The following is a 15,450-nucleotide window of genomic DNA, read 5'->3' on the forward strand; positions in this document are numbered from 1 at the left end:
GACACGCGCACTAAAGGCCAAACTGACAATTAATCGATAAATTGTTTATAAATTCCTGCTAGGCAGGAATTTGCACCTTGGGCCGGGCCGGGTCCGGCAAGCCGCAGGGGAGGAATTGCCCGCGCCCCGGCGTGCCCAGCACCTCGCCATCGCGCCAGACGATCTCGCCGCGCGAGAGCGTGAGCACCGGCCAGCCGGTCAACTGCATGCCTTCATAGGGGGTGTAGTCGACGTCGTGATGCAGCATGCTGTTGCTGACCGTGACCTGGCGATGCGGATCCCAGACGGCGATATCGGCATCGCTGCCGATGGCGATGGTGCCCTTGCGCGGATAGAGGCCATACATCTTGGCCGGGTCGGTGGCGGTCAGGGCCACGAAGCGGTTGAGATCGATGCGTCCCTTGCCCACACCTTCGGAGAACAGGATGGGCAGGCGCGTCTCCAGTCCCGGCGTGCCATTGGGGATGTAGCGGAACGGCACCTCCTGGCCGCCCGGCTTCTTGCCTTGCGGATCTTCATAGCGGAAGGGCGCGTGGTCTGACGAGAACACCGTGAAGAGACCGCTGGCCAGGCCATCCCAGACGTATTGCTGGTTGGCCTTGTCGCGCGGCGGCGGGCTGCAGACGCACTTGGCGCCGTGGTAGCCGTCATCGAGGTGATCGGCCGTCAGCACCAGGTACTGCGGGCAGGTCTCGGCGTGGATGCGCAGGCCGTGGCCGTGCGCCCAGCGGATCTGCTCGATGGCTTCGCGGCCGGAGACATGCACGATCAGGATGGGTACGTCCACCAGCTCCGAGAGCGCAATGGCACGGTGGGTGGCTTCGCGCTCGACCATCATGGGGCGCGATTGGGCGTGATACTTGGGCGCGGTCAGGCCGGCCTCTTCCAGCTGCTCGGTGAGCCAACCGATGCAGTCGGCATTTTCCGCATGGACCATGACCAGCGCCCCTTCCCGGCGGGCCAGCGCCAGCAGGTCGAGGATCTGGCGGTCATTGAGCTTGAGATCGTCATAGGTCATGTAGATCTTGAAGGAGGTATAGCCCTCGCGCACCAGTTGCGGCAGTTCGTTCTTGAGGACCTCTTCGCTGGGGTCGCTGACGATCATGTGGAAGGCATAGTCGATCACCGCCTTGCCCTCGGCGCGCCGATGATAATCCTCCACGGCCGCGCGCAGCGAGCCGCCCTTGGCCTGGGCCGCAAACGGGATCACCGTGGTGGTGCCGCCGCAGGCGGCGGAGATGGTGCCGCTCCTGAAATCGTCGGCCATGCGCAGGCCCTCTTCCATCGGCTGGTCCAGGTGGCAATGGGCATCCACGCCGCCGGGCAGCACCAGCTTGCCGCTGGCATCGATCTCCTCGCGGCCGGGCGGCAGGCCGCGACCCAGCATGGCGACCTTGCCGTCCTTGATGCCGACGTCGCATTGCATGATGTCGGAGGCCGTCGCAACGGTGCCGTTGCGGATCACCAGGTCAAAGCTGTTCATCTGTATTCCTTTCGAACGAGCGTGGTTCACCCCGCGCCACCGGCATGCGCCGGGGCGTGAGTCTGAAGATGAAAATGGAAGAGGCCACCGGCGCGGCCGGTGCCCGCGCCAGCGTGAGCGTTAGCGCACGTCGCGGAACAGGCTGCCCCAGCCGCGAATGCGCGAGGGATCGGCCCCGGCCTGCTGCAGCGATTTCCACACCACGGTGGAGATGGTGTCGTAGATCGGGATGCCGACCTCGCGCTCCAGTTCTTCGACCAGCGGCGCACCGCGCAGGTTGGTGCAGAAGATGGTGATGGCCTGCGGTTTGTCTTTGGCCACCTCATGCACCATGGCGCGCAGCTCTTGCGCACCCACTTCGGAGAAGGAGAAATTGTCCTGCTTGCGCAGGTGGCGTTCGGACACGCACTCCAGGCCCGAGGCCGCATAGCTCTTGATGATGGCGGCCTGCACGTCGTCCAGGTAAGGCGTGACCAGCCCGAAGCGCTTCACCCCGGTGAGATCGAAGATCTCGTTCAAGGCCAGCACCGAGGTGCAGGCCGGAATGCCGGTGGCTTCGGTGATGCGGCGGCACAGGCGTTCATCGGCATCGAAACCCAGCCAGCCCGAGGACGTCCCATTCCACGCGATGCTGCCGACCTTGGCATGCGAGAGCAGTTCGGCGGCGCGCAGGATCTCGCTGTCGTCGAACTGCGCCAGCGCCTGGTTGGACAGCGCGATCTCGGTCACGCGGAAGCGGCCGAAGTGGGCGCTGGCCTCCGGGATGTCGGCCAGCATGGCGGTGGTGACCGGCTCCAGCGTGGTATTGGAGGACGGCGTGAGCATGCCGAGCAGGGTGCGGGGGATCATCTTGTTTCCTTTCAGGCTGCCAGAAGTGCAGCGTCGGCATGGGCCAGCGCCGATTCCTCGCGGATCAGGCTCAGCACGTGGCGTTTGTACTGGTTGAATTCGGGCGTGGTGGTATCGCGCGGACGCGGCAGGTCGATGTCAATCAGCTCGCGCATGCGGCCAGGACGATGCGTCATCACCGCCACCTTGGTGGCCAGGATCAGGGCCTCGTCGACGCTGTGGGTGACGAAGACGATGGTGCCCTCGTAGCGCTGCCATAGGGCCACCAGTTCTTCCTGCATTTCCATTTTGGTCTGCGCATCGAGGGCGGCGAAGGGTTCGTCCATCAGGATCACCGAGGGGTTCTGCAACAGCGCGCGGGCAATGCCGACGCGCTGCGCCATGCCGCCCGAGAGTTCGCTCGGATAGTGGTTCTCGAAGCCCTTGAGCTTGACCGTCTCGATGAAGGGCTGGGCCGCCGCGCGCCGCTCGGCCGCACTCTTGCCCTGCAACTTGAGCGAGAAGGCGACGTTGTCCCACACCGGCAGCCAGGGCATGAGGTTGGCCTGCTGGAACACCATGCCGCGATCCGCGCCGGGACCGCTGATGGGCTTGCCGGCGACCGTGACCACGCCGCTGGTCGGGAATTCAAAACCGGCAATCATGTTCAGCAGCGTGGACTTGCCGCAACCGGAGGGGCCGAGCAGGCAGAGGAATTCCTTCTTTTCAAGACGCAGGCTCACGTGATCGATGGCCAGCATGTCGGTGCCGCGCTTGCGGTCCTTGAAGACCTTGACGATATCGTTCAATTCGATGAATGCCATGATGCGATGTCCTTGAGGGTTGAATGCGTACTCAGGCCTTGCCCTGCACGGTGGCCACGTGCTGCCAGCGCAGCATGGAATGCATGATCTGCTTGAGGATCCAGTCCGCCAGGAAGCCCAGCAGGCCGATGCTGATCATGGCCGCGATCACCAGGTCATAGCGCAGGAAGTAATACGAATCCCACAGTGCATAGCCGAGCCCGCTCTTGACGGCCACCATCTCGGCGGTGACGGTAAGCATCCAGGCGCTGCCGATGCCGATGCGCAGGCCCGCAAAGATGCTGGGCATGGCCGCCGGCAGGATCACGAAGCGCAGCAGCTGGCTTTGCTTGGCCCCGGCCATGGCGGCCGCGCGCAGCAGGTTGCGGTCGGCGGTTTTGACGCCGTGGACGGTATTCATCAGGATCGGGAAGAAGGCCCCCAGGAACACCAGGAAGATAGCGGGCTTGTTGGCGATGCCGAACCAGATGATGGCCAGCGGAATCCACGACACCGGCGGAATCGGCCGCAGCATCTGCACCGTCGGTTCGATGGTGCGCTCGACCCAGCGCCACCAGCCGATGGCTACGCCCAGGGCGATGCCCGAGAGTGCCGCGATGAGGTAGCCGGCCGTCACGCGCAGGCAGCTGGCCATGGCGTCATAGATCCATTTGCCGCTGCTGTCCTGGGCCGCTTCATTGATGCCGAAGATCCAGTCCATCCAGGTAGCAAACACCCGCGAGGGTGCCGGCAGGAGCGAGGCCGGAATCACGCCCGAGCGGGAGAAGGCCTCCCAGAACAGCACCAGCAACAGTGGCACCGCAAAGCGCCACTTGGCTTCCGACAGGGATTGCTTCCATCCGCTCATGATGATTCCTTCAATGCTGTGGGGTGCTGGATCAATAACCCAGTTCGGTTTTGGGCTTGCCGGTCACGCTCATCAGGAAGCTGTAGTCCATGTTCTTCTCGGCCAGCGCAGACACGTCGGTAGAAACGTATTTCAGGTCCTTCATCATCCCGGCGATGGCCTTGGTTTGCGTGCGGTACATGCGGTAGTCGGGATAGGCATTGTTGAGGGCTTCGGTGGCGATCTTGGGATCCAGGCCAGTGCCCTTGACGATGCTGTTGATCCAGCCCTGCTTGTCCTTCTGCAGGCCATCCACCAGCTTGACCACGGCGGCGACCGTTTCCTTGACGGCCGCCGGTTGTTCCTTGATGACATCCGAACGGGTGACGATGAGATTGGTGAGACGTCCGGCCGCCTGGTCATACGGATACGCAAAATGCTTGCCAACCCCGGTCATGCGGATCTGCGATGCGAAGGGCTCGACCGAGCAGATCAGTTCCACCTCGCCGCGCGAGAGTGCGGCGGCGTGGTCGGAAGGGTTGGGGATGTTGACGAACTGCACGTCCTTGGAAGGATCGATGCCGTGGCCGGCCAGCTCGCCCCGCATGTGCAGGTCCTGCGCATTGCCGCGCGAGGCGGCGATGCGGAAGGGCTTGCCTTCGGCCTTGTATTGCGCGATCAGCTTCTTGAGACCGGCCCAGTCATCGGAGGCCAGCTGGCTGTCCTTGCCGACCAGCATCTCCGAGCCGCCATTGACCTGGCCCGACACGGCCACCAGGTCAAAGCCCTTGTCCAGACCGCTGACGTAGGCCAGGTAGGTGACCTGGGCGATGTCCACGCTCTTGGACACCAGTGCAGTCAGCGCATCGCTGCCGGCGGTGAAGTTGATGCCTTCGATCTCCACGTTCTGGGCCAGCCCCGGCACCATGGCCATGGACATGCAGTGCGCACACTTGGCATAGGCCAGCTTGATCTTCGGCTTGGCCTGGGCCATGGCCGAACCGGCGCCCAAGGTACTGCAGGCCACGAGGCCGGCCAGGGCAAGCGCCTTGAAGAACAGGCCGGAGGGGGACTTGCGGACTTGCTGTTGCATGGTTTTCTCCCAGGTGGACAATCGGAACGGATTATTTTGTGACAATCCTGATTTCTATTGCCACCGTTTATGCAAAGCCTGTGCCAGCCTCGGAAACGGCTGTCGCACGGCTTGGGAAATACCCCCAAACCGCTTGCACAGAGCGACTTCCCGCAGTATTTCGCGATTGCGGTTTCCGACAAGAAACAGGAGGTCGCGCACCAAAGCAATTCATTTCAGCCAAGCCGGGGCGCAAATTCGCCCCGCAAGAGTGCAACATTAAGCAGTCCATTTTGTGACAATCAAATCCCACAATTTTCCGCTATCATGGCGGGCAAAACCATCATCACAGAGACCCATGCGCCCGACTCCCGCCAGCAGCCCCCGCAAGAAACACAGCAAGCACGAGCATCCGGACACCAGCCCCCTGCCCGGCCAGGCCTTCAGCGTACGGCCGCTGGCGGGCGATGCGATCTATGAGCGCATCGTCGGCGCCATCATGGAACACCGCCTCACGCCCGGCACCAAGCTGGTCGAGGAGAAGCTGGCCGGCATCTTCGGCGTGAACCGCACGCGGGTGCGCGAGGTGCTGGCGCGGCTGGCCCATGAGGGCTTGATCACGACCATCCCCAATCGCGGCGCCTTCGTGGCCAGCCCGACGCCGGAAGAGGCGCGCAACATCTTTGCTGCGCGCCGCATGCTGGAACCGGCGCTGCTGCGCCACCTGTGCGAGCACACGCGTCCCGAGCACATCGCGCTGCTGCGCGCCCACGTGGCCGAAGAAGCGCAGGCGCGCGCCAGCAATGACCGGCGCGCCATCATCCGGCTCTCCGGCGAATTCCACATCCGCATCGCCGACATGGTGGACAACCCGGTGATGAGCAAGATGATGCGCGAGCTGGCATCGCTGACCTGTCTCATCATCGTGCTGTACGATTCGCCGACGGTGCCGGCCTGCACCCACGACGACCATGGCGACATCATCGATGCCATCTCCGCCGGCCGTACCGAAGAGGCGGTGGAGACCATGCTGGCGCACCTGCACCACATCGAAAGCGTGCTCGACATGTCCGCGCCGCAGGGTGAGGAGGAAGACCTGGAAGCGCTGCTGGGCATGGTGTAAGGCAATACGCGGCGCCCATTACCTGTGGAGGAGACACCATGCAAGACGCAAGCCAGGACCTGTTGCTGCGCCAAGACGCGCAGGGCATCACCACCCTCACCCTGAACCGGCCGGCACAATTCAATGCACTCTCTGAAGCGATGCTGGCGGCGCTGCAGGCGCAGCTCGATGCGCTGGCGCAGGACCCGCAGGTACGCTGCGTGATCCTGGCCGCCAACGGCCGCGCCTTCTGCGCCGGCCATGACCTGCGCGAGATGCGTGCCACGCCCGAAGAGGCGTATTACCAGCAATTGTTTGATCGTTGCAGCCGCCTGATGCAGTCCTTGCGTGCGCTGCCGGTGCCGGTCATCGCCAAGGTGCAGGGACTGGCCACGGCGGCGGGCTGCCAGCTGGTGGCTGCCTGCGACCTGGCGGTGGCTTCCGAGGGTGCGCGCTTTGCGGTCTCGGGCATCAACGTCGGTTTGTTCTGTTCCACGCCAGCGGTGGCCTTGACGCGCAACCTGCCGATCAAGCGCGCCTTCGAAATGCTGGTGACCGGCAAATTCATCGATGCCGACACAGCCGCGCAATGGGGGCTCATCAACCAGGCGGTGCGTGCGGATGAACTCGATGCGGCCACCGAAGCACTGGCGCGTGAGATCTGCAGCAAGCCCGCCATCTCGATTGCGCGCGGCAAGGCCATGGTGTACCGCCAGCAGATGATGGCGCTACCCGATGCTTACGCACATGCAGCCGAGGTGATGGCCTGCAACATCATGGATGCGGAGGCGATGGAGGGGATACAGGCGTTTCTGGAGAAGCGCCCCCCCAACTGGGCTGGGCGTGGGGATTGATCAGGTCTTCATCAGGTACCAGAAAACGGGCCGGTCCTGCGCGTCCACTTCGGGCAAGGGCACGGCATCTCCCTCCCGCAATTCGCATTGCCGCTGCTCCAGACGCCTTGCGAGCCAGCGGCCCGTGCGCGGGCAAGGCTGATCCGGATAGGCGGCCAGCGCCGTGCAGCTCTGCCGGTGCTGGTGATAATCGCTGGAAAGGCGCAAGGCACGCAGGTCCAGCGTTGCCAGGATGCGGCGCAAATCGTCGATGGCATCGTCATCGTAGAAGCCGTCGCGCACCAGCAGGAATTTCTTCCTGCCCAGCGGGGTCATGGCGATGGCACCGGGGCGTTCTTCCACCCTCTCGATCAGGCCCGCTTCCTGGGCGGCCGACAAGGCCTCGTTGACCAGGTCGATGGGGAGTCCCTGCAGCACATCGGAATCCGGCACGGCACTCAGGCGGATGGATTGCGCACCATCTTAGTCGGCCATGGCGAAGGGATAGAGGACGGCGCGGATGAAATCGTCGGGGGTGGATTCGATGTCGGGGTCGGATGGATTGGTCATGAGGGTGGCCTGGTGGAATTTGTCGGTCATGGAAAGCGCGAGCGCGCTTGACGAGGAGCGCCTGCGTTACTCATCGGTGTAGAGCGCAGGCTGCCCCGGCAGGCCGACCACGGTCGCCGTCTGCGCGCCGCGCGCGACAGGCTGCTGGCTGTTGTAGCCCGACCCAGGGCGCCAGGGAACCAGGCGGCGCATGCAGCGGAACTGGTTGCGATAAGGACGCGCATCCTCCCCCTGCGCAGCAGGAAGATAGTTGTTGCGCACGCGATGGCGCACCGCCAGGAGCAGGAACTCATCCCGGCCCTGCGCCGCCTGCCACCCCAGGTTCGGCAACTCAAAATGCTCCACCAGCCGGAACCAGCGCCCCGGCATCAGCGCGCGACAGTTTCCTTCTCCCTCCACCTGGCGTGCGCGGGCCTCGATCTCCTCGATACGCAGGCGGCTCTGCGCATCGCCATCGTCCCGGTTGCGGTAGCCATAGTGGCCGGTGAACACATAGTGCTCGATGGACGGCGCCACCCCTTGCCGGTTCAGCGTCGGCACCGCCATCCAGCGCGGCGTGGGCGACTTGAAATCGAAGCTGCCCAGCACCACGCTGCCAGCCGTCATCTCGCGCTGTGGCGACCAGCGGTCGATGGCGTCGTCTTCACCGCTGCCGCCTTCGCCGTGGAAGCGCACGCAGTCATCGCCCTCGATGGCGCTTTGCTGGCGGCTGTCGCTGCCCACGACCAGGGTATGGCCGGTGGCATCATGCTCGTACCAGTAGTGCCAGCCGGCGGCTTCCCAGCGGCGACTGAGGTAGTTGTGATCGCTTTCGCCATACTGGCAGGCGTCGGTCATGACGGCGTCGCCACTGCTGACCTGCCACTGCCAGCGCGCATGCAGCGGGTAGTCGGCGAAGATCTCGGCCGTCTGCTGCTGCAGGGTCTTGTCATGGAAAAGAAAGTGATCGCGCCGCAAGGAGAGCATCCTGAACCACGGCCCTAGCTGCGCTTCATAGACCACGATGGCGCCATCGGCGCGTTGGCGGGAGAACCCGAACACGTAGCCGGAAAAGTAACGCAGGTGACCATCTTCGCGCACCAGCTCGACCACCAGCAGCTTGCCCATCAAGGCCTTCAGCGGCAGGTGCGGATCATCGCTGAGCAGCTCCACCACAAAACTGAAGTCGCGCGAGAGCGACTCCTCGGCATCGAGCCGCTGCACCAGCAAGGGCGCCTCCGGTCCATCCCCATGGGGAAAGTGCAGGCGCATGAGGCGCCCGTGCTGCGCTTCCCGCACCCAGCGCAGGAAGGCCTCGGCCGTGGTCGGAATGGATGTCCGGATGGATGTCGGTGATGCGCCCATACAAGCTCCTGCCATGACAGCGCCTGCGGCATGCAGGTGCAAAGGCAGGACTGTGCCGCCTTGGCGCACCGAAAAGATCAGTCACGCGGACAAATGAAGGGAATTTAGAAATTCATCCATGCCAGAGGCAAAAAAATTCTAGACGGTGCGCGGGTCTTTTGATGTATGGCACAACACTGGCGCACTTCCATGCAAAGCCCGTCCGGTGATCGGGAGCGTGTTTTCTTTACGGGATGTTTACAAGCCGGCAGCAAAGTTTTATCCGGATTAAATGCATCAACATCCAAACTTGCGGCTCTTCAACCGACGGAGCCACCAGCATCATGAATCGCCGCACCCCACAACACATCGACACTCCCGCACAGCAAGACATGGCACCGCTGGGCCAGCGTCGCCTGCGCCGTGCGCAGCTGGCCGGGCTGGCCACCCTGGCCGCCGCCAGCGCCCTGCTGGCCATCGCCGTGATCGCACCGGCCCAGGCGCAGGAAGCCGCTCCCGCCACACCGGACGCCAGCGCCTCCCCGCTGCACCTGGCCGGCAACATCGGCATCGCCAGCCAGTACGTTTTCCGTGGTACCACCCAGACCAACCAGAAACCGGCGCTGCAAGGCGGCTTCGACCTGACCCATGACAATGGCCTCTATGCCGGTGTCTGGCTGTCCAACATCAGCTGGATCTCGGATACCAACCCGGCCGCCTCGGCCAGCCTGGAAGCCGATCTCTACGGCGGCTGGAAACCGGCGCTCACCGACTGGCTCACCGGCGACATCGGCGTGCTGCACTACGCCTATCCCGGCAGCTATCCGGCCGGCATGACCAAACCCGATACCACCGAGGTCTACCTCGGCGTGGATGCCAAGTGGATCGCCTTCAAGTATTCGTACAGCACCGGCAATACCTTCGGCAATGCCGATACGCGCGGCAGCACCTATGCCGACCTGTCGGTGACGCATGAACTCGTCGCCGGCATCACCGGCCTGGCCCACATCGGCCGCCAGCGCTATACCGGCCCCAATGCGGCCAACCTCTCCTACACCGACTGGAAGCTGGGTCTCACGCGCGACTTCTCCGGCTACGTGCTGGGGCTGGCCTGGACCAGCAGCAATGCGCCCGCTGCCGGCTACACGCTGCGTGGCAAGAACATCGGCAGCAACCAGTGGATCGCTTCGGTCAACAAGAGCTTCTGAAGCCTGCCCGTCTTCTGACGAGAGAACATCACAAGGAGGTGCATCATCATGCGTAGCCGTCTGCACTGGAAACGTGGCGAGGATCGCCTCCACCCGCTCTCGCCCCGCCATCTCTTCCTGCGTACCGCCCAGCGCCGCCGCTATCGCTGCGTGCTGGTGGCGCTGCTGATCTTCGTGCTGTGCGCCAGCATCGCGCCGCTCACGCAGGCCGTCGCGCCCTACCGCGCGCCGGAAGACTACGGCCCCTCGCCGCAAGCCCTGCAGCATCGCGACGAGTGTCGACGCCAGATCAGCGACTTCATGCCGGGCAAGATCGAGAGCGAGGAATTCGTGGCCCGCACCGACCACGAATACTTCCGCTACGTGGTGCGCCATGCCCTGCGGGAAGTTCTCTTCATCTGCGATGCGCGCACCGGCCAGATCCGCCGCCAGATTGATATCTGGGGGGATCTTTAGGTTCATATCGCGCTAGAACCGCCGTCCGGCGGGCATTCCCTTGCTGAGCACACAGCCGGGCTGGACAATCGGGCGGGCTGACGGCAAGATGCGGCATCCTTATCGATGCCCCAACTGACCGACCTGCCCATGCAAGCCGACTACGCCACCATCCTGCAGTGGATCTACCTGTTCAATTCGCTGGCCCTGGCCCAGCTGGCCCTGAAGCAACTGGGCCGACGCCGCAAGGCGCGCGCGCTGGAACAGCGCTTTCGCGCTGCGCAGACCGCCGAATGGCGCAACACCGCACCGGATTTCATGGCCGCGCGGCTAGGTACACCCCATGCCCAGGAGACGCGCGAAGACGGCGCCCTGCTCTACCGCTGGCGCGGTGAACGGCACTGGCTGGAAGCGCTCTATCGTGAAGGCCGCTGCGAGAGCGTGGAGGTCTCCGATCATCTGGAAGAAAGCTTCCCGACCGTCAATACCTATTTCAACTGCGCCGTGCTGGCCGCCCTGGTCTGCGCCTGGAAATTCTCCGGACTGGCCGATGCGCCGGAGCTGCCGGTGGCCGCTGCGGGCAAGCAATACCTGGCCAACTTCATCGTCTTCGTGGCCGGTGCGTGGCTGCTCTCTTTCGTGCTCAAGCGCCAGCGCATGCTGCTGAACCTGGGCTGCATCGTCATGGTGGTGCTGGCCCTGCCGCTGCTGAACTGGCCTTGAGGCCGGTTCATTCCAGTTTCATTCGGCCACCACATCGGCCACCCGATAGCCCACGCCGATCTCGGTGAGGATGTGCACCGGCTGGGCCGCATCGCGTTCCAGTTTCTGGCGCAGGCGCTGCATGTAGATGCGCAGGTAGTGGCCATCCTCCGCATGCGAAGGCCCCCATCCGGCCACCAGCAATTGCCGGTGCGTGATGACGCGCCCGGCATCGCGCAGCAGCGTGGCCAGCAAACGATATTCGATCTGCGTCAGGTGCAGCGCCTCGCCGTTGCGGCTCACGCTGCGGGCCGGCAGGTCCACCACCACTTCCCCGAGACGATAGCGGCCGCTGGACTGCCCTGCGCCTGAGGCGCGCGCATGGCGGCGCAATTGCGCGCGCATGCGGGCCAGCAGCTCGGGCATGCCGAAGGGCTTGACCAGGTAGTCGTCGGCGCCGGCGTCGAGGGCTTCCACCTTCTCGGACTCCTGCGTGCGGGCCGAGAGGATCACGATGGGCACGCTGCTCCAGTTGCGGATCTCGCTGATGACCTGCTTGCCGTCGCCGTCGGGCAGGCCGAGGTCGAGGATGATGAGGTCGGGCTTGCGGGTGCCGGCTTCGGTGACGCCTTCGCGCGCGCTCTTGGCTTCGTGGACGATGAAGCCCTCCTGTTCGAGCGCACTCCTGACCAGTTTGCGGATGTGCGGATCATCTTCGATGAAGACGATGTTGCCTGCGTGTTCTTGCATGGGGTGTCCTTATTCCTCGGGCAGGGCGGGTTGCGTTTCCACCGGCAGCATGAAGCAGACCGTTGCGCCCTGCCCGGCTTCCTGCGGCGCGATCCAGATGCGGCCCTGGTGCGCCTCGATGATGGCACGGCAGATCGCCAGGCCCAGGCCGACGCCGGGGGTGGACGATTCATTGTCGCCGCGCGTGAATTTTTCAAAGGCGTGCTGCGTCATGGCCGGCGCAAAGCCGCGCCCGTGGTCGCTCACACAGACCTTGACCTGGGGCTGGCCATCGCTGTCTTCCACATGCGCACTGATGGCAATGGGGCTGCCGGCAGGCGAATACTTGATGGCATTTTCCACCAGGTTGGCCAGCACCCGTTCCAGCAATACCGCGTCCACGCGCAAGAGCGGCAGGTCGGGCGCGATGCGCGTTTCCACCTGGCGTCCTTCCAGTGCCTTGGACAGCAGGCGCAAGGCCGAGCCGGTCAGCTCTTCCAGTGCATTCCATTGGCGATTCAAGGTCACCACGCCTGCCTGCAGGCGCGCCATGTCCAGCAGGTTGTTCATCAGTCCGACCATCTTCTGCGACTGTTCGCTGATGGTGCGCGCCATGGCCCGGGCATCCTCATCCAGGCGTTCGTTGGCGGCCAGCACGTCGGCGCTGCCCACCAGCGAGGTCAACGGCGTGCGCAGGTCATGCGAGATGGCCGAGAGCAGCGAATTGCGCAGGCGTTCCGATTCCATCGTTACCAGCGCATCCTGGGCCACCTCGGCATAGTGCAGGCGCTCGATGGCCATGGCAATTTGCGAGCAGAAGATTTCCAGCATCTGGCGGTTCTCGGGCAGGGCCAGTTGCGCGGCGGCCAGCTGACGCTCCTCTTCGCTGGCGCCCTCGATGGCAAAGGCCAGCACGCCGCGCGTGCGCATGGTGGCCGTCAGCGGCAGGTACAGCGCCGCTGCCGAAGGCAAGGTGGCGGTGCCCTTGCCGGCGGCCTGGCCGTTGTCATAGACCCATTGGGCCACGCCCGCATCCACACTTTTGAGGACGTGCGGACCGCCGCTGTCCTGCTCGGGCTCGGCCAGGCGCAACTGGTCGGCGCTGTCGGGCAGGAAGAAGGCGATGCGCGCACCGAACACGGCGGCCAGATGGCGGCGGCCGATTTCCAGGATCTGGTCCAGCGTCAGCAGCGCCGACAATTCCTTGCCCAGCATGTAGAGGTTGGCGGCGCGTCCTTCGCGCTGCATGGCCACGCTGGCCTGGCGGCGCAGGCGCGCAGTGAGCGAGCTGATGAACAGCGACACCGCCAGCATCACCGCCAGCGTCAGCAGGTATTGCGCGTCGGAGACCGTGATGGAAAAACGCGGATCGACGAAGAAGAAATCGAAGGACAGCACCGACAGCACCGACACCAGCGCCGAGGCCGCGCGGCCATAGCGCATCGCCACCAGCATCACGCCCACGAGGTAGAGCATGATGACGTTGGCCGGATGCAGCTTGCCATCGAGCACGAAGGCCAGCGTCGTGGTGGCCATGCAACTGGCCACCGCCCACAGCGTGCCACGCGTACGGCGGCGGCGCGTGAGCAAGGCTTCGGCGGCGCTGGCGGCACTGTCGGTGCGGGTCTGTTCCTGCGGCACCCGGGTGCGGCTGCGGGCGATGGTGTAGAGATCGATCTCACTGCCGCTGCGGGCGATGCGCTGGGCCAGGGTGCCGCGCGGCCAGCGCAGCAGCTGGCGCAGGCCGCCCTCTTCCTGGCCGATGACCAGCTTGCCGGCATTGCGGCTGCGGGCGAATTGCAGCAACGCGGCAGACAATTCCTCACCGCTGATGCTGGCCGTTTCCGCGCCCAGGGACTGCGCCAGTTTCAGATAAGAGACCACGCGTTCGCGCGCCTCCATCGCCTGGCGCTGGCCCGGCAGGTCCACGTGAACCGCCAGCCATTCGGCCTGCAGCTTGGCGGCCAGGCGGGCCGCTTCGCGGATCAGGCGTTCCTCGCCGGCCCCGCTGCCGACGGCCACCACGATGCGCTCGCGCGCCTGCCACAGCTGGGCGATGGAACGGTCGGCGCGGTACTGGCGCATGTCGGCGTCGACGCGGTCGGCGGTACGGCGCAAAGCGATCTCGCGCAGCGCGATCAGGTTGCCCTTGCGGAAGAAGTTGCGCCCGGCCTTCTCGGCCTGCTGCGGCAGGTAGACCTTGCCCTGCTGCAGGCGGGCCAGCAATTCATCGGGCGGGATATCCACCAGCATGACATCGTCGGCTTCATCGAAGACATGGTCGGGCACCGTCTCGAAGACACGGATGCCGGTGATCTGGCCGACCACATCGTTGAGACTTTCGATGTGCTGCACGTTGAGGGTGGTGTAGACATCGATGCCGGCACGCAGCAGTTCATCGATGTCCTGCCAGCGCTTGGCATGGCGCGAACCGGGCACGTTGGAATGCGCCAGCTCATCGACCAGGATCACGCCGGGTTGACGATCCAGTGCGGCATCCAGGTCGAACTCGGGCAACTGGCGATCGCGGTACGGCACCATGCTCATGGGCAGGCGCGTGAGGCCGGCGAGCTGGGCCTCGGTCTCGGCGCGGCCATGAGTCTCGACCACGCCGGCGATCACGTCGGACCCTTGCGCGGCCAGTGCCTGGGCGGCTTCCAGCATGGCGAAGGTTTTGCCGACCCCGGCCGAGAAGCCGAAGAAGATCTTCAGGCGGCCGCGCGCCTGGCGCTCTTCATCGCGCATCACGCGTTCCAGCAGGTCGTCGGGATCGGGGCGGGTGTTCATATCGGGCGTTCAGGGTTGCAGCATTGTAGTGGCAAAAAGCCGGCGGCACGCGGGTTGCGTGCCACCGGCCATCCTGCAAACGGCGAAGGACTTACTTGGCCGCGTCGGTCTTGGGCAAGGGGGCGGCCGCGTCCAGCGCCAGGTTCAGCTTGAGCACATTGACGCGCGGTTCACCGAACAGGCCCCACTGCGGTGTCTCGCTGTTGAGGCGCACCAGCGCACGCACCTGCTCCACCGTGATGCCGCGCGCACGCGCCACGCGGCCGGCCTGGTACTCGGCCGCGGCCGGGCTGATCTGCGGATCCAGGCCACTGGCCGAGGCCGTAAGCAGGTCGATGGGGATGGCCCCCTTGTTGTCGGGATCGGCTTCCTGCAAGGCCTTGGCGCGGTCTTCAGCGGCTTGCTTGAGGGCCGGATTGGTCGGGCCCAGGTTGCTGCCGCCGGAGGCCATGCCATTGTTGGGGAAGGTACCGGCAGCCGAAGGACGGCCCCAGAAGTAAGCGGGGCTGGTGAAGTTCTGGCCGATCAGTGCCGAGCCGACCACCTGGCCTTGCCGTTCGATCAGGCTGCCATTGGCCTGCTGCGGGAAGAAGGCTTGCGCCAGCGTGGTCACCAGCAGCGGATAGAGGCCGCCCAGCAGCACGCCCAACAGGAGGAAAAGCGTAATGGCCGGACGCAGCGGATGGGGAGTCGAGGTTTTCATGTGACTTTCCTTGAGAGTCGTAATC

Annotated in this window: 15 protein-coding genes; 5 read left to right on the forward strand and 10 right to left on the reverse strand. The window is 64.8% G+C overall.

Features of this window, described 5'->3' with window-relative positions:
* Window positions 1–58: 58 nt before the first annotated feature.
* The 5 genes from hydA to ACLRDN_RS19700 all read right to left on the reverse strand — a co-directional run bounded on the left by hydA (window position 59) and on the right by ACLRDN_RS19700 (window position 5,054).
* Window positions 59–1,483 (reverse strand): dihydropyrimidinase, encoded by a 1,425-nt coding sequence (hydA, locus tag ACLRDN_RS19680; RefSeq protein ID WP_413457667.1) that lies wholly within the window; start codon window positions 1,481–1,483, stop codon window positions 59–61.
* Between the two features lie 120 nt (window positions 1,484–1,603).
* The gene (locus ACLRDN_RS19685; RefSeq protein WP_413457668.1) at window positions 1,604–2,332 is read right to left on the reverse strand and encodes an aspartate/glutamate racemase family protein; all 729 of its coding nucleotides are present in this window, start codon (window positions 2,330–2,332) and stop codon (window positions 1,604–1,606) included.
* Window positions 2,333–2,343: 11 nt separating this feature from the next.
* On the reverse strand, window positions 2,344–3,135 hold the full coding sequence (locus ACLRDN_RS19690; RefSeq protein WP_413457669.1) for an ABC transporter ATP-binding protein: 792 nt from the start codon (window positions 3,133–3,135) through the stop codon (window positions 2,344–2,346).
* A gap of 31 nt (window positions 3,136–3,166) precedes the next feature.
* Window positions 3,167–3,982 carry an ABC transporter permease gene (locus ACLRDN_RS19695; protein WP_034330553.1) on the reverse strand — a complete coding sequence of 272 codons (816 nt, stop codon included), beginning with the start codon at window positions 3,980–3,982 and terminating at the stop codon, window positions 3,167–3,169.
* Between the two features lie 31 nt (window positions 3,983–4,013).
* Window positions 4,014–5,054, reverse strand: coding sequence for an ABC transporter substrate-binding protein (locus ACLRDN_RS19700; protein ID WP_186450109.1), 1,041 nt, complete (start codon window positions 5,052–5,054; stop codon window positions 4,014–4,016).
* 337 nt (window positions 5,055–5,391) lie between these two features.
* Between ACLRDN_RS19700 and ACLRDN_RS19705 the strand changes: the two genes are divergently transcribed.
* Both ACLRDN_RS19705 and ACLRDN_RS19710 read left to right on the forward strand, forming a co-directional pair.
* Window positions 5,392–6,156, forward strand: a complete 765-nt coding sequence (locus ACLRDN_RS19705; RefSeq protein ID WP_413457670.1) for a GntR family transcriptional regulator — start codon at window positions 5,392–5,394, stop codon at window positions 6,154–6,156.
* Window positions 6,157–6,194: 38 nt separating this feature from the next.
* Window positions 6,195–6,989: an enoyl-CoA hydratase gene (locus ACLRDN_RS19710; RefSeq protein ID WP_413457671.1), complete on the forward strand. Its 795-nt coding sequence runs from the start codon at window positions 6,195–6,197 to the stop codon at window positions 6,987–6,989.
* On the opposite strand, the gene ACLRDN_RS19715 is transcribed toward ACLRDN_RS19710, so the two are convergent.
* Window positions 6,990–7,421 (reverse strand): hypothetical protein, encoded by a 432-nt coding sequence (locus ACLRDN_RS19715; RefSeq protein WP_413457672.1) that lies wholly within the window; start codon window positions 7,419–7,421, stop codon window positions 6,990–6,992.
* Between the two features lie 183 nt (window positions 7,422–7,604).
* The gene (locus tag ACLRDN_RS19720; RefSeq protein WP_413457673.1) at window positions 7,605–8,882 is read right to left on the reverse strand and encodes a type VI secretion system Vgr family protein; all 1,278 of its coding nucleotides are present in this window, start codon (window positions 8,880–8,882) and stop codon (window positions 7,605–7,607) included.
* Window positions 8,883–9,205: 323 nt separating this feature from the next.
* On the opposite strand from ACLRDN_RS19720, the gene ACLRDN_RS19725 reads away from it, so the two are divergent.
* From ACLRDN_RS19725 to ACLRDN_RS19735, 3 genes are all read left to right on the forward strand, one after another.
* On the forward strand, window positions 9,206–10,069 hold the full coding sequence (locus ACLRDN_RS19725) for a TorF family putative porin (protein ID WP_413457674.1): 864 nt from the start codon (window positions 9,206–9,208) through the stop codon (window positions 10,067–10,069).
* Between the two features lie 48 nt (window positions 10,070–10,117).
* The gene (locus tag ACLRDN_RS19730) at window positions 10,118–10,525 is read left to right on the forward strand and encodes a hypothetical protein (RefSeq protein ID WP_134136611.1); all 408 of its coding nucleotides are present in this window, start codon (window positions 10,118–10,120) and stop codon (window positions 10,523–10,525) included.
* 105 nt (window positions 10,526–10,630) lie between these two features.
* Entirely contained in the window at window positions 10,631–11,227 is a 597-nt protein-coding gene (locus tag ACLRDN_RS19735; protein ID WP_413457675.1) for a hypothetical protein, read from the forward strand.
* Window positions 11,228–11,245: 18 nt separating this feature from the next.
* On the opposite strand, the gene ACLRDN_RS19740 is transcribed toward ACLRDN_RS19735, so the two are convergent.
* The 3 genes from ACLRDN_RS19740 to kdpC all read right to left on the reverse strand — a co-directional run bounded on the left by ACLRDN_RS19740 (window position 11,246) and on the right by kdpC (window position 15,425).
* Window positions 11,246–11,956, reverse strand: a complete 711-nt coding sequence (locus tag ACLRDN_RS19740; protein WP_034332893.1) for a response regulator — start codon at window positions 11,954–11,956, stop codon at window positions 11,246–11,248.
* 9 nt (window positions 11,957–11,965) lie between these two features.
* Window positions 11,966–14,722, reverse strand: coding sequence for a DUF4118 domain-containing protein (locus ACLRDN_RS19745; protein ID WP_413457676.1), 2,757 nt, complete (start codon window positions 14,720–14,722; stop codon window positions 11,966–11,968).
* A gap of 91 nt (window positions 14,723–14,813) precedes the next feature.
* Complete coding sequence (gene kdpC / locus ACLRDN_RS19750) at window positions 14,814–15,425, reverse strand: potassium-transporting ATPase subunit KdpC (protein WP_413457677.1); 612 nt, start codon at window positions 15,423–15,425, stop codon at window positions 14,814–14,816.
* Between the last annotated feature and the right edge of the window lie 25 nt (window positions 15,426–15,450).

The organism is Herbaspirillum huttiense, from assembly GCF_047300815.1.
GTDB lineage: Bacteria > Pseudomonadota > Gammaproteobacteria > Burkholderiales > Burkholderiaceae_D > Herbaspirillum > Herbaspirillum huttiense_A.

Coding starts and splice junctions, on each gene's coding strand:
- ACLRDN_RS19710 (WP_413457671.1), top strand. CDS start 6,195: ATGCAAGACGCAAGCCAGGACCTGTTGCTGCGCCAAGACGCGCAGGGC.
- ACLRDN_RS19690 (WP_413457669.1), bottom strand. CDS start 3,135: ATGGCATTCATCGAATTGAACGATATCGTCAAGGTCTTCAAGGACCGC.
- ACLRDN_RS19705 (WP_413457670.1), top strand. CDS start 5,392: ATGCGCCCGACTCCCGCCAGCAGCCCCCGCAAGAAACACAGCAAGCAC.
- hydA (WP_413457667.1), bottom strand. CDS start 1,483: ATGAACAGCTTTGACCTGGTGATCCGCAACGGCACCGTTGCGACGGCC.
- ACLRDN_RS19735 (WP_413457675.1), top strand. CDS start 10,631: ATGCCCCAACTGACCGACCTGCCCATGCAAGCCGACTACGCCACCATC.
- ACLRDN_RS19745 (WP_413457676.1), bottom strand. CDS start 14,722: ATGAACACCCGCCCCGATCCCGACGACCTGCTGGAACGCGTGATGCGC.
- ACLRDN_RS19730 (WP_134136611.1), top strand. CDS start 10,118: ATGCGTAGCCGTCTGCACTGGAAACGTGGCGAGGATCGCCTCCACCCG.
- ACLRDN_RS19685 (WP_413457668.1), bottom strand. CDS start 2,332: ATGATCCCCCGCACCCTGCTCGGCATGCTCACGCCGTCCTCCAATACC.
- ACLRDN_RS19720 (WP_413457673.1), bottom strand. CDS start 8,882: ATGGGCGCATCACCGACATCCATCCGGACATCCATTCCGACCACGGCC.
- ACLRDN_RS19695 (WP_034330553.1), bottom strand. CDS start 3,982: ATGAGCGGATGGAAGCAATCCCTGTCGGAAGCCAAGTGGCGCTTTGCG.
- ACLRDN_RS19740 (WP_034332893.1), bottom strand. CDS start 11,956: ATGCAAGAACACGCAGGCAACATCGTCTTCATCGAAGATGATCCGCAC.
- kdpC (WP_413457677.1), bottom strand. CDS start 15,425: ATGAAAACCTCGACTCCCCATCCGCTGCGTCCGGCCATTACGCTTTTC.
- ACLRDN_RS19700 (WP_186450109.1), bottom strand. CDS start 5,054: ATGCAACAGCAAGTCCGCAAGTCCCCCTCCGGCCTGTTCTTCAAGGCG.
- ACLRDN_RS19725 (WP_413457674.1), top strand. CDS start 9,206: ATGAATCGCCGCACCCCACAACACATCGACACTCCCGCACAGCAAGAC.